We start from the raw sequence: 11806 nt of genomic DNA, 5'->3' as shown, positions 1-11806 counted from the left end.
AAGGAGGGCCGCGCGCCTCGCTACGCCGCGGGGGACCCTTCTCCTCGCCACTCTCTGCCTCTTCTGGCCGGCGATCAACGCCTGAACATTCAGGAGTTGAGATCTGAAAACGGCATCAACGCCTGGCTGGTGGAGGACCATGCGGTGCCTATCATCGCCATCGAGTTCGTCTTCGATGGCGGCACCACGCAGGATCCGGCCGCCAAGGAGGGGCTCGCCAATCTGATGACCGCCCTGTTCGACGAGGGCGCCGGCGATCTCGACAGCGAAGCCTTCCAGGTCAAGCTCGACGATGCCGGGGCCGAGATGGGCTTTCAGGCCCGGCGCGACGGCATTTATGGCTCGATGCGCATGCTGTCTGAACAGCAGAACGCCGCTTTCGAGCTTCTTCGGCTCGCGGTCAACAGGCCGCGCTTCGACCAGGCGGCGATCGACCGCACCCGCGCCCAGATTCTTTCCGGCATCATCGCCAATGAGCGCGACCCCAAGGCGATCGCTTGGCGCAAATGGCCGCGCGCGATCTATGGCGCGCATCCCTATTCGAGGCCGGCCGAAGGTACCAAAGAGAGCCTCGCGGGCATCACACCGGCCGATCTCAACGCCTTCCACAAGGCCACTTTTGGCCGCGACGGATTGCATTTGGCGGTGGTCGGCGACATCGATGCGACGACGCTGCGTACAAAGCTCGACCAGTTGTTCGGCGATTTGCTTGAGAAGCAGACGCTCGTCCCCGTCGCCGATGTCGATCCCAAGCTCGGCCAGCTGGTGGAGGTCGACTACGACCTGCCGCAGACGTCGCTGCAGCTCGCCTTTCCTGGCGTGAAGCGTAGCGCGCCGGATTTCTATGCCGCGGAGCTGCTGAACGATATCATCGGCGGCGCGCCTTTCAGGTCGCGCCTGTGGCAGGAGGTGCGCGAAAAGCGCGGCCTTGCCTATGGCGCCAACTCCAGCTTGGTCGACTACCAGCATTCCAACGCGATCATCATCGAGACGGCGACGCGCTCGGACTGTGCCGCCGAGACGCTCAGCCTGGTGCGCAAGGTGGCGAGGCAGATGGCTCAAGAGGGTCCGACGGACGCCGAGCTCGATGCGAGCAAGAAATATCTGATCGGCGCCTATGCCATACGCAATCTGCGTTGCTCCCGCTCGATTGCAGCCACGCTCCTCGAGTGGCAGCTCGACAGTCTCGGCATAGACTACATTCAGCGCCGCGCCGCCCTCATCGATCAGGTGACACTTGACCAGGTCAAGGCAGCGGCGAAGAAGCTGCTTTCCGCCGAGCCCGCCATTATGGTCATCGGCCCGCCGCTAGGAGGCAAAGGATAAGCCCAGGACCCATATCGCTTCCTTCCCCTTGGGACGCTTTTCGCAGGGACCGAAATTCCGGTTCGGTGGGCTAATGAGGCCCCGCGGAGCGGTTTGAGCGGTCTTGCGATGCGTTAGCCGGTTCGGGCGAGCGATTCCCCGGATGTCCAAAAAAAGGTGCTGTTAACGAAATTTTTTAACCCGCGACGGTTGTTCGCGAGACTGAAGGTATGAGGTGATCGATGGTGAATCAAACATAAGCGCGTTTCCGCTGCATCGTCGGCGGAAATTGGTCGAATCTATCGCCCGGGTGCTGGAATCCAAGAACGGGGAGGACGCGAGCAGCAGCGCGTTGCATTGGCGCGCTCGCTGGTTCGTGATCCTGAGCTGCTGTCGCTTGGCACTTAATTAGGGTCTTCCTCAATTTGTGTGGTTCATCCGCTGTTAGCGACGCTATCGCTATGGGCGGGCATGCGAACGAAATCGAAATGGTCGCCCGGCCCAGGGGTCAGAATTCTGGGTGTCGCGCTCACTGATGATCACAGTTGGGTTGTTTCCGCTGCCGGACCAGCGATCGGCATTTGCCCCGATTGTGGCCGGCGAAGCCGAAGTCGGCATGGCTGGGTCCAACCGCAGCCTTCAGGATCTGCCGGTCCAGGGCAAGCCCGTGACGGTGAAGCTCCTGCTGAGCCGCTGGCGATGTGCACATCAGAAATGTGAGCGACAAACGTTCACTGATCGACTCCCGACGGTTGCTTCCCCTTATGCGCGCAGGACGACGAGGGTCGTGGAGATTGTCGGCTTGCTCGGCCATAGCACGGGTGGACGTCCTGGCGAACGCCTCATGCAACGGCTCGGCATGCCGGTCAGTGACGACACCATCCTGCGGCAACTGAAGCGGGATGCCGCGCCCCAGCCGGAAGACCGCACCCATGTTCGCCGTGTCTGCTCCATCTGCCGGAACTGGCAAGAGCTTGGTGGTCGATATCGCGGCGATCATGGCGACGGGGCGGCGCGCAGCTGTCATCACGCTAACGCCCGACGAAGCAGAACTTGAGAAGCGGATCGGCGCGTGCGCGCTCGCGGGCGATCAAATCATGAGCATCGACAACATTACCCACATCCTGCGCAGCGACCAGCTTTGCCAGATGCTCACACAAGATGAGGTTCAGGTTCGCGTACTCGGCTCATCAAAGAACGTCCGCATTCCAGCGACCAGCCTGATTTGCGCCACGGGAAACAATCTCACGGTCTATGGTGATTTGAACCGGCGCACGATCCAAATCCGGCTAGACGCCAAATGCGAGCGGCCTGAGGAGCGGCGTTTCGAGTTCGACGCGATTGACTTGGCCATGCGCAAGCGGCCCGAGCTTGTTGCGGCGGCACTGACAGTCGAGCGCGCCTATTTGTCGGCGGGCACGCCTAACAGAGCCTCCCCCATGGGCGGCTTTGAAGATTGGAGCGATCTGGTGCGATCTTCCTTAATCTGGCTCGGGCTAGCCGATTGCCGGGGCGATGTCGCCGCTCAGAGAGCAGCGGACCCGGAGAAGGACGAACTTGCGGAGATCATCGATGCGCTGCCGAACGGTCCCTTCACGACGCGGGACATCGCCCTCCGGGTTGCGGATAGCCCACTTCTCAGGGAAGCACTCGCTGGCTTCATCGAACGAAGCGGAGTATTTTCATCGAAGCGGTTCGGGAGGTATCTGGCGCGATATGCCGCAACGCGGATCGGCGAGCGATGGATCGAACAACTGCCTCGTGACAGCACCAGCAATAGCACTGTTTGGCGCGTGGCCGGCGAGGGTCACAATCATTCTGTCTGGTAATCCGGAACCTGAGTTAGCTGGGCTGGTGAAAAGCCTTGGCGCGCGCGCGCGCCCCTTTCCTAGTGATGATCGGCGCGGTATGACGCGGCTTTCAACTGGGGGGAAGGTGGGACTGGCACGCCCACCGGCGCGTGCCAGTAAGGTAAGGCGTGTTTTCAGTGTTCAAGCGCGGCATGGTTGGCGTTTACCAGCCATTGCGGCGAGGCTCACTTGCACCGCTACCTTGCCGAGTTCGATTTCCGCTACAATCGCCGCGCAGCGCTCAAGGTGACTGACACCGAACGCCACGACCAGTTGCTTGCCATGATCGAAGGCAAGCGCCTTACCTTTCGGCGGATTGGTGAAGCCAGTCACGCCTAAGCAGAAGGCGGCCGCATTTCTGCGCTGGCGCAAACGAAGGGGATAATCGGGCCCTCCATATTGCGTTCTCTAGTGCTTTTACTCTAGCTTCCGCATCTTGCTGCGAAGGCGCTGGAAATCTCAAAAGAGTAACGCCCGCCCTTCGTAGCAGTAGGAGAAAGACCATAACTTAATTCGGGGGAAACCATGGCTGAACGTCCCTACCCTTCTTTTCTGATCTATAAAGACAACATCGGCGAATACAGGTGGCGCTATCAGGCGTCCAACACGCTGGTAATTGCCGACAGTGGCGAGGGGTATAAGCGAAAGGCCGATTGCCAGCATGGCATCGACCTTGTGAAGGGCAGCAGTGGCATGCCCGTTTGGGCTACTGCCGACGCCGCTAGTTAGATCTAGGTCACTGCTTCTCCGGATGGCCTTTCTTGGCGGGAGGGCCGTCCGGTTTCTTTTTGTCGGCGTGAGGCCTTGCTTAGAGCATCCGCTTTAGCGTCTCGTTGAATTTTGCGTCGTCTGAATTGTATCGCTCATGGCTTCCTATTTAGGGCCTCGCATCGATGGCTTACAAACCTAAAACACGGTTCACGGTGCTGATGGACGGCAGTTAGATTGAACTGTTTTCTGTTCGCGAACGCGCAGACAAAAGCCTCGTCCTAATTGCGGCAACCCCGCGCTTCTTTGAAGAAGCCGGGGGATTGGTTGAATTTGTCGAGCAACACTATTCCGTCCACGAAACGAAGTCGGGCACTGACACCACCATAACATCGCCTATATCCCCAACACAGTCGACCACTTGCTTTGGCCCATTTACGCCAGACGACTGCCCGTCTTCTTTAGCAACAACCGCGTTCTGAACGCCAAATCCAAAGGACACCGTCGTCCAAGTTGGAAACTTTGATCCATCAAGGGCCATTTTCATGTACAGTGTTTTAGCCGCAAGGACTGATTTCGACCCTTTCGAATTCGACTTGCCGGCAAAGACAGCCTTTGCTCACTTGGCGGGAGTTCAGATCATCCTATTCCCCACCTATTTGAACATACCGTCGCTCGAAACTGGTGACGTGTGCGGCATGGCAACCAGTGACTTGGTGAGAAACGAGGAAAGACTACCTGGCCACCGGCAATTGCACGTGACTTCGTTGCCACCCGAGGCTATGATCCCCACCCACTGGGAACTGATGGGGGTTCTTCGACGGAAGTTTCTTGCACGGCTAAAAGACCTTTTCGGGGCCGATAGCTTCACATTACAATTTAGTGAATTCGCGGCCAGTTATTATTCCTCAACGCCCGCGATAGATCTGTGCGATGTCAAATGAGCCGATCGACCTAGACCTCGAACTCGACAGGTTCGCTCTCCGATCCTTCCTGGACATCGCAGATCACGATTACATCAGTGCTCGGCTCAGCAGCAGAAATCGCCTGGTGTCTCAGTTTCTGTGGCAGAGTCAGCAGGCGATCGAGAAGTATTTTAAGTTCATTCTTTTGATCCACCGGATACCGGCGCCAAAGATTTGTCATGATCTAGAGAAGGCGCTAGGCCTTCTCGATCTAGGTTTGCCATTCGAATTTCGCTTGTCGGATGTCACCAGGGAATTCATCCAATTCATCGACAAAACCGGCCGATGGAGATATCTGGAAGCGTCTCAATTTGTTCGTGGCCTTGAATTACAAAAGCTCGATCAGGCGGTGTGGGAGATTCGGCGGTACTGCCAAAGGAGGTTGGCGCGAGGGCGAGACGGAAAGACTGCGGTTGGTGACCGAGATCGGTTGGTCAAAGAGTTGCTGGACGCAGTATCAAATCGTCAGGCTTTTACGATCGGTGGAGTGCTTGAGCGCATTCTAGCCGACACAAAGCATCCTGCCCGCGCCGCCTTGGTATGGAAAAACCTTTGCTACGGGAAACGGCGGAGGGAGCGGATTTTCAATGTTCCGGCTCCGCTGAAGATCACCAATTCGCCCCTTTGGCTTCATCCCGAGATAGTAGACGACGTGAGCGTGTACGTTCACATCCCAAGAGACATCAAGCAGGCATGCTACGATCTGACCAAACTGCGCGCCAAGAGCTAGCAGACATCATTTCGCACTTTGCGGTCCGCCCGGATTGCTGGATTTTCCGGATCGATTTCAGCCATGTCTAAGAATTTCGCAGTATGGCCACGTACATATACGTGTCTACTGCTAAATTCCCGCGTTTAGATGTAGCAAATCCGGGAAATCCGGAAATCCGAAGTTGTACAATCGCCTCGATATTCGCGAGTAAGTTGCACCGCAGGAAGTAGCGCCGTCGCTACCGCTCGACCGAACATGCCCCGTTTAGTCTGTTGTAGCTTCCGAACCCTTTCATCAGTTCATTGAGAGCCTTGCAAAGGCACTCGGCCTGTGTGGTAACAAGCTCGGCTCTGTGGTGTTCCTCATCAACTTGTTCAGCCAGGTAGTTCACGCATTCAATCGCCTCGTCAGGCGTCAGACTTCCCTCACAACGCGGGTCGCCGAATGTCGCGAGTTGCGGGCTAAGCTCTGAAACCCGGCATATCGTTTCGGCCCTCACGGAACATGGCGTAAGTACCATGGCGCATAACGCGCCGATCAAGAACGGCTTTGTCATAGGAATATTACCCCCGGAATTCAGGCGCATCCTCTTCGGCAATTCGGCACGTGGCAAGCTGTCATTCCGCGCCGACCTCAGCAGACCGACTTGGCGGACAACAAACGTGGCGGCCCGATCATAGCAGCGCACCCGCTCAACTGTTTGCCGGTAGGTTTTTGCAATGGGACCGATTTTACAGTTATCACCATGTCATCTGCTCGACACGCTAGCGTTTTATTGGATTTCTGCTTTTATCCGCTTCTGATCTGGAGGGGCGGGTTTGTCAGCAGAGTCTCATGAGCGCATCATACTTTTGAACCGGCTTATCAGCCGATCGACAACTCGTGCTCCGCAAGAGCACAAGCCTCCTACACATTCGGGCGATGAACTCTTTGAAATCCTTACTAAAAGGATCAAGGACAACCTTTGTATTGAATTCTTCGATGCAGAAAACGATGACGACGATGACAAGGAAAGGATTGCTTCGAACCACGGAAAAAATTTCATTCGAGTGGCCCAGTTGTCGAAATTTGAAAATGATTCCTGGACCTACGTAACTTTGCTTCTGGATTTCATTGACAATTCTGTGAAAAGCTTTCCGGTAGTGGACATTGTGAAATACGAGGGACGCGATCTGTCGGGCAGCGAAAACGAGCGCGGATCATTCTCGGCTCACATGGTAAGGCTCCCGAAGGGTGAGGCTTACGACGACGGTAACTATCGCTGCGCGATAGAGTCAATGAGCAACGTCACCAGGCGGAACGTCGAGTACCTTCTTTCCCGCCAATTACGGCGCAACGCCAAGGCCAATGAATGGATATTTTCGGTGGTTGTGGCAGGGGTCGCAAAAAAGGACAAGGTGAAGGAATACCAGTACTATCCCAAGCTTGAATTGTTTGCTGACGTGGGCCGTTCGCTGTTCGGTTCCAAGGATGGAAAACAGCTCTCGCATGTGATCTTCACCAACCGGTCGGAAAAGCAAGCGATAGCGCAGGCTACGGCGGTTTCTCACGAGGACGTGTACGCCTCCGTCGAGGTCAAGATATCGGCGAAACAAGGACCGGAGGACCCCCTTCATAAGAAAGAATGGCTGCAGTCACTAAAGGACTGGTACCAAAAGCGTGGTTACGAAACAAAGATGTATTTCCGACATCTAAAGGGCGACCAAGTGTCAGGAGTGGTCCATCCAGCCCTTGCCAGTGCGGCCGACCTCCTTATGTGTCCTCGAGAGTCGATCTTCACCAAAAGCGAGCCGCGCAAATGGGTGAACGAAATTTCGACCGAAATTCGTGATCAAATGAGGGAATTGCTGGATCGGGATGAATTATGGCAACTCGCAAAGTAGGACTCCAGGACATCGAGGTTACCGAAAGCCCTAGGAGGCTTCGGCTGCTGGCGCCTGTTCGATATCTACGGATCGAGGCCGCCGAAAAAGGCCGCTACGACATTACGATTCCATTCCTGGCCGGTAGTGTGTTGTGGATCTGCTATAATCTCTTAGATCCAAAGCCTTCGCTTTTTGGCGTCGAGGGCATCCTCACGAGCGCTCAGTCATTTCTCATAATGGCAGTGCCATTCTTGATTGGAGCGCTGGCTTCGGTTGCCATGGGCTCGCCAGGCGCTCATCTTGATCGCAGAGCCGTAGGATCAGGAATTTTTCTGGACGGGAAATCACTGTCGCTGCGTCAGTTTGTTTGTCACCTTCTTGGGTATCTGTCATTCTTGGGCTTGGTGGCATTTCTGGTAATCACTATCGCGACATTCGCAAGACCGACAGCGGTCGCTATGCTTATCGATTACCCGTCGATCGGCTCGGTGTTGTCTCAGATTTTCGCCGCAGCACTATTCCTTTTGCTGAGCGCGTTTACTACCACGGTGTTCTGGGCACTGTATTTTCTGACGGACGTCGTCAACCACCACGATTGACTCCATCTGGATCAGTCGTCTTCCATCTCAAGGGTCCGGTACTCGCCGCTTTCGTTGTCGTAGACCTCGACCTCAACTGTTGATCCGTACCGCCGAATGCTTTCGACAGTTACGTCTCGATATTCGCCAGCACCACTGTCAAATATTTCTATGTCCCTGCCCGTCCTAACAAGATTACCCTTGCCAATCTCAACCGATTCGCCAGTCGTCGTATCCGTTCCATCCCAAGCATATGCATCGGACGTGCTCAAAATTAATCCGATTGTGAGCGCAACACATTTGATCATAACAAGGTTCCCCTAATGGCAGTGATACTCGCCAGTTTTGTGGTTTGTGTGGCAACCGTTTGAGTCTGTTCCGCCACCGTGGCTGAACGCCGGGACAACGCTATAGGCGCCAAGAAGAATACTAAGAACCAAAGTCAAATGTTTCATCCCACCCTCCGTAATATACTGTCATTCGGCGCTCAATCCCGACGAGAGTCAAGAGGCCGGACAGGCGGCATTGAAAGAAAGCTAGCAGCACTGCTACTGAGACTTGGGACGAAGCAGGCGTGCATACCTTTCGCAGCCGCCGATGTTGCCATCGTACTTGGTGTATTCAATCATGCCGGATGATCCAACGATCACGTCAATCCTGCAGTGATAGTCGTAGGTCTGGGTGGCTGTGCCTTGGGTCTGAATGCGGATCGGCTTCCCGTTCACATAGGCCGTGCTCGAATTAAAGGTTGGAAAGGTATATGACCCGACGTTCCGGCTTCCCCACGTGAAAACACGCTTATCGGCTATCGTGCTCTCCGCATCGGGAAAGCCGAGAACGTTAAATGCTGCCTGGTATGGTTGCCCGCGTAACGAGCTAAGGCCCGCATCGATATTTTCAAATGTCTGGCACCCAGCCAAAATCGACAGCGCGATTACCGCGCCGACCCTTGTCTGCACTTTCATGTAGCACCCCCTGCGTTCGCAACCTATAAGTTCAACGGCGCAACCGTTCAAGTGACTATGTGGGGAAATGTGGGTTCTAATTCTCTTGGTGGTCAAACCAACCATTCGCCCATCAAGAATTGCTCATGTCCGAGCTCACGCCAAAACAAGCACGCTTCGTCAGGGAATACCTGATCGACCTGAACGCAACTCAGGCGGCGATCCGCGCCGGATACTCAGAAGAGGGGCAGACACTGCCGGCCCCAGACTGCTGGAAAATCCGGAGATCATCGCAGCGATCGACGCGGCCAAGATTGAACGCTCCGAAAAGCTCGAAATCACGGCCGAACGCGTCCTGAAAGAGATCGCCACCATGGCGCTTTACGATCCAGGCGACTTGGTTGGCGTATTGCGGGAATTAGACGGCGATGAGCCGTTTGAGGGCGAAGGCATCGTTGCGATCGATGGCAAGCGATACGCGTTAAGCGGAATAACCTCCGCCGTCGACATCCTCAAACTGCCGGCAGACGTGCGCCGCGCAATCGTCGGCTGGGGCTATGACCGCAACCAGAATTTCACGCTCAAGCTCGCCGACAAGAGCAAGGCGCTCGATCAGCTTGCGCGTCACCTCACGCTCTACAACGACAAGCTTGAGCTTGGCGGGCTCGATGCCTTGGCCGATCGGCTGGTGCGGGCGAAACAACGGGAGGTGCAAGATACAGTACCCGCCCCAATCATCGAGCCGGCATCAGCCCCGCCGCCTCCGCCGAAACAGGCCGTTGAACCGAAGCCTAAGGCTCCGCTCAAATCGGCGATCACACCTGCCAAGCCGCCCGATCCTTACGTATCGCCGATCGCGTGGCCCGAGCGGCCCGCACAGGCCGATTGCGACTACGAAAACGATGCGGACGGGTTTCTGAGCGCCCGCCGTAACACCTGAGAGAAGGGAAAACTATGGCTGACATAGCAACCAAAATCGCGACTATCCAAACGAAGGCTGCCGAGCTTGACACTCTCATTGGTCAGGTCCGCGCCGCCAAGGCTGTCATCGACGCCGCTGAGGCCGAAATCAGGAAGCAGCGGCCCGCTTCCGAACCATTCCGCGCCTATCAAGAACGTCTTGCGCTGGTGGCGCTAGACCAGATGGGGAAGCCCTGAGTCGACGGCGATAAGACGATTGCCGAATTGGCCGCGTCGGCCTGGGCGGGGGTGGCCTAAGATGACCAGCCTCACATCATCACACATCCTGGAGAGGGTCGGCGCGCTGGATATCCTTGTCGCCGATCTCGACGCTGCCTTCGGCAAAATTTCGACTGATGCAGTCGCCGGGGTGTCCGAAGCGGGCAAGAAGGCAGCTGAGTTAAACCAGCGCATCGAACGCTTGGCGGTTGATCGTCTAATCCTCAACCGCGCTTTGACGCGAGCGCAAACGGCCGAAGCCTCCGCACGAGAGGCCAAAGCGGAGGCCGAACGTCGGCAACGCTTCGACATCGCCAAGGGTCATGCAAAGCGCCTCCTGGCCGCCACCAGGCGCGTCTACGCAGCGATTGCCGAACTGACCGCCGCTCTGCCCGAGATCGCAGCCGAAGAACTGATGGTCCGGCAGAACCTGCGGTACGCGCAGGTCAATTTGTCGGTCGGACCAGTAGGGCAGATGGGCCTCGCAGTAATGGCTATCGATAAGCTGATCCGTCTCACGGATGGCCGCGCGCGGCTCTCCGGTCCGGGCAAGTCGGTGACAGAAATTGCGGCTTCGGCATGGGCCATCCTGCTCGCCACCGAAAGCGAAAATGAGACCGAGTGATGGCTGAGATTGATCACGCTAGCATCCTGTTTCCAAATGATGCGCCGTCGAAGCCTGCCCAAGCACCCGATTGGTAAGAAGGGCGGCGACGAAGGCACATTTGAACGGCATGAACTGACCTTATGGCGTGTAGATTCTGTTTACAAAATCCGACGCACCGCCCGTCGTCGGCGGTGCGTCGGCGTATTATTCCATGGCCTTATTGTTTCCGCGCAGACCCTTCGCGGCGAGATCATCGATCATCTTGCCGGCTTCATCCGTTGTGATGAAATCGAAGGCCTTCCAGCCGTTGCCGTAAAGAAACGACCAATCCCAACGATCGACGGTGCCATCACCGAAGGCCAGCGACCAGAGCCGGTAGCAGCACTGTCCGGTGTTCATGAAAAGGCGCGGTTCTGACCATCGCCGCCCCACGCTCCGGGATCGGCAATGGGATTGAAGATGCCGACCGGCTTACGGGATTGGCCCACCAGATTGTAGGCGTTCTGCAACCGGCCCTTCTTCATGTTGAGGTTGACTTCCACGCCGAGCGTGTAGTCCTTAGTCAAGTAGTTCTTTTCGATCTCGATTAGGTTGTGGGATTTGTCCAGCATGTTGTTCGTCAGCACAGGAATTCCGAGGAACGGCTCCTGGCTGTTGTCGTTATGCGGATCAGCGTACTTGAATAGGTCCGCCTCGAGATCGGCCGGGTTGGGATATGTGGAGACGTTGAACTTCACCGCCACCCAGTTTCTCGCCAGCGAGCCATGGCTATCCCGGTGGTTGTTCATCAGCCGCCAAACTTCTTGCATGGAGGCGCGGTCCTTTACGTCCAGCACAACAATGCCGCTGGTCTGTTTGCTCCGGTAGCTATCGAGTAGCTGTGCGAAAGTGGGAATGTGCTGGCTGTCCACCCAGCTCCGGTCGGGAGAGAGCAGATAGTGGTGCTCAAGGTCGCCGTACCAGTTGATCTGGTTTACGTTTATGGGTTGTAACCCTCCGGCTGGTCGTGGCTTTGCGGGGTCGGAACAAGATTTGCTTTCCCAGACACGCTAAGGTCGAACGAAGCACGAACATCTGTTTGTCCTCTGGACAA

Annotated in this window: 16 protein-coding genes and 2 pseudogenes; 14 read left to right on the top strand and 4 right to left on the bottom strand. The window is 56.4% G+C overall.

Going from position 1 to position 11806, the window contains the following annotated elements:
- Window positions 1–96 precede the first annotated feature (96 nt).
- From AC0L17_RS31320 to AC0L17_RS31280, 9 genes and pseudogenes are all read left to right on the top strand, one after another.
- On the top strand, window positions 97–1326 hold the full coding sequence (locus AC0L17_RS31320; protein ID WP_473518602.1) for a M16 family metallopeptidase: 1230 nt from the start codon (window positions 97–99) through the stop codon (window positions 1324–1326).
- A gap of 214 nt (window positions 1327–1540) precedes the next feature.
- Window positions 1541–1717, top strand: a complete 177-nt coding sequence (locus AC0L17_RS31315) for a DUF6074 family protein (RefSeq protein ID WP_473518601.1) — start codon at window positions 1541–1543, stop codon at window positions 1715–1717.
- Between the two features lie 59 nt (window positions 1718–1776).
- Window positions 1777–2215, top strand: a pseudogene (locus tag AC0L17_RS31310) (transposase family protein); the annotation flags it as partial.
- A gap of 22 nt (window positions 2216–2237) precedes the next feature.
- Window positions 2238–3134, top strand: a complete 897-nt coding sequence (locus AC0L17_RS31305) for a hypothetical protein (RefSeq protein WP_473518624.1) — start codon at window positions 2238–2240, stop codon at window positions 3132–3134.
- A gap of 149 nt (window positions 3135–3283) precedes the next feature.
- Window positions 3284–3494: pseudogene (locus AC0L17_RS31300) on the top strand (transposase); the annotation flags it as partial.
- Between the two features lie 186 nt (window positions 3495–3680).
- Window positions 3681–3884, top strand: a complete 204-nt coding sequence (locus tag AC0L17_RS31295) for a YegP family protein (protein WP_473518600.1) — start codon at window positions 3681–3683, stop codon at window positions 3882–3884.
- A gap of 912 nt (window positions 3885–4796) precedes the next feature.
- Window positions 4797–5558, top strand: coding sequence for a HEPN domain-containing protein (locus AC0L17_RS31290; RefSeq protein WP_473518599.1), 762 nt, complete (start codon window positions 4797–4799; stop codon window positions 5556–5558).
- 800 nt (window positions 5559–6358) lie between these two features.
- On the top strand, window positions 6359–7423 hold the full coding sequence (locus tag AC0L17_RS31285) for a hypothetical protein (protein ID WP_473518598.1): 1065 nt from the start codon (window positions 6359–6361) through the stop codon (window positions 7421–7423).
- Complete coding sequence (locus AC0L17_RS31280) at window positions 7405–8004, top strand: hypothetical protein (RefSeq protein ID WP_473518597.1); 600 nt, start codon at window positions 7405–7407, stop codon at window positions 8002–8004. The genes AC0L17_RS31285 and AC0L17_RS31280 overlap by 19 nt, the downstream gene beginning before the upstream one ends.
- A gap of 11 nt (window positions 8005–8015) precedes the next feature.
- On the opposite strand, the gene AC0L17_RS31275 is transcribed toward AC0L17_RS31280, so the two are convergent.
- The 3 genes from AC0L17_RS31275 to AC0L17_RS31265 form a co-directional block, all read right to left on the bottom strand.
- On the bottom strand, window positions 8016–8291 hold the full coding sequence (locus tag AC0L17_RS31275; protein WP_473518596.1) for a DUF5334 family protein: 276 nt from the start codon (window positions 8289–8291) through the stop codon (window positions 8016–8018).
- 12 nt (window positions 8292–8303) lie between these two features.
- Complete coding sequence (locus AC0L17_RS31270) at window positions 8304–8438, bottom strand: YHYH domain-containing protein (protein ID WP_473518595.1); 135 nt, start codon at window positions 8436–8438, stop codon at window positions 8304–8306.
- Window positions 8439–8531: 93 nt separating this feature from the next.
- A complete protein-coding gene (locus AC0L17_RS31265; protein ID WP_473518594.1) occupies window positions 8532–8948 on the bottom strand; it encodes a hypothetical protein in 417 nt (138 codons plus the stop codon).
- Between the two features lie 125 nt (window positions 8949–9073).
- On the opposite strand from AC0L17_RS31265, the gene AC0L17_RS31260 reads away from it, so the two are divergent.
- The 5 genes from AC0L17_RS31260 to AC0L17_RS31240 all read left to right on the top strand — a co-directional run bounded on the left by AC0L17_RS31260 (window position 9074) and on the right by AC0L17_RS31240 (window position 11130).
- On the top strand, window positions 9074–9286 hold the full coding sequence (locus AC0L17_RS31260; RefSeq protein ID WP_473518622.1) for a terminase small subunit: 213 nt from the start codon (window positions 9074–9076) through the stop codon (window positions 9284–9286).
- Entirely contained in the window at window positions 9196–9867 is a 672-nt protein-coding gene (locus AC0L17_RS31255; RefSeq protein ID WP_473518621.1) for a terminase small subunit, read from the top strand. The genes AC0L17_RS31260 and AC0L17_RS31255 overlap by 91 nt, the downstream gene beginning before the upstream one ends.
- Before the next feature lie 14 nt (window positions 9868–9881).
- Window positions 9882–10085, top strand: a complete 204-nt coding sequence (locus tag AC0L17_RS31250; protein WP_473518593.1) for a hypothetical protein — start codon at window positions 9882–9884, stop codon at window positions 10083–10085.
- Window positions 10086–10257: 172 nt separating this feature from the next.
- Complete coding sequence (locus AC0L17_RS31245) at window positions 10258–10731, top strand: hypothetical protein (RefSeq protein WP_473518592.1); 474 nt, start codon at window positions 10258–10260, stop codon at window positions 10729–10731.
- A 36-nt stretch (window positions 10732–10767) separates the two neighbouring features.
- Complete coding sequence (locus tag AC0L17_RS31240; RefSeq protein WP_473518591.1) at window positions 10768–11130, top strand: hypothetical protein; 363 nt, start codon at window positions 10768–10770, stop codon at window positions 11128–11130.
- On the opposite strand, the gene AC0L17_RS31235 is transcribed toward AC0L17_RS31240, so the two are convergent.
- Window positions 11109–11624, bottom strand: a complete 516-nt coding sequence (locus tag AC0L17_RS31235) for a hypothetical protein (RefSeq protein WP_473518590.1) — start codon at window positions 11622–11624, stop codon at window positions 11109–11111. The two genes, AC0L17_RS31240 and AC0L17_RS31235, sit on opposite strands and share 22 nt — an antisense overlap.
- Between the last annotated feature and the right edge of the window lie 182 nt (window positions 11625–11806).

The sequence above is a fragment of the Mesorhizobium sp. WSM4829 genome, assembly GCF_055811475.1.
The sequence above is the reverse complement of the archived record's forward strand: the minus strand, read 5'-3'. Positions and strand labels throughout refer to the sequence as shown.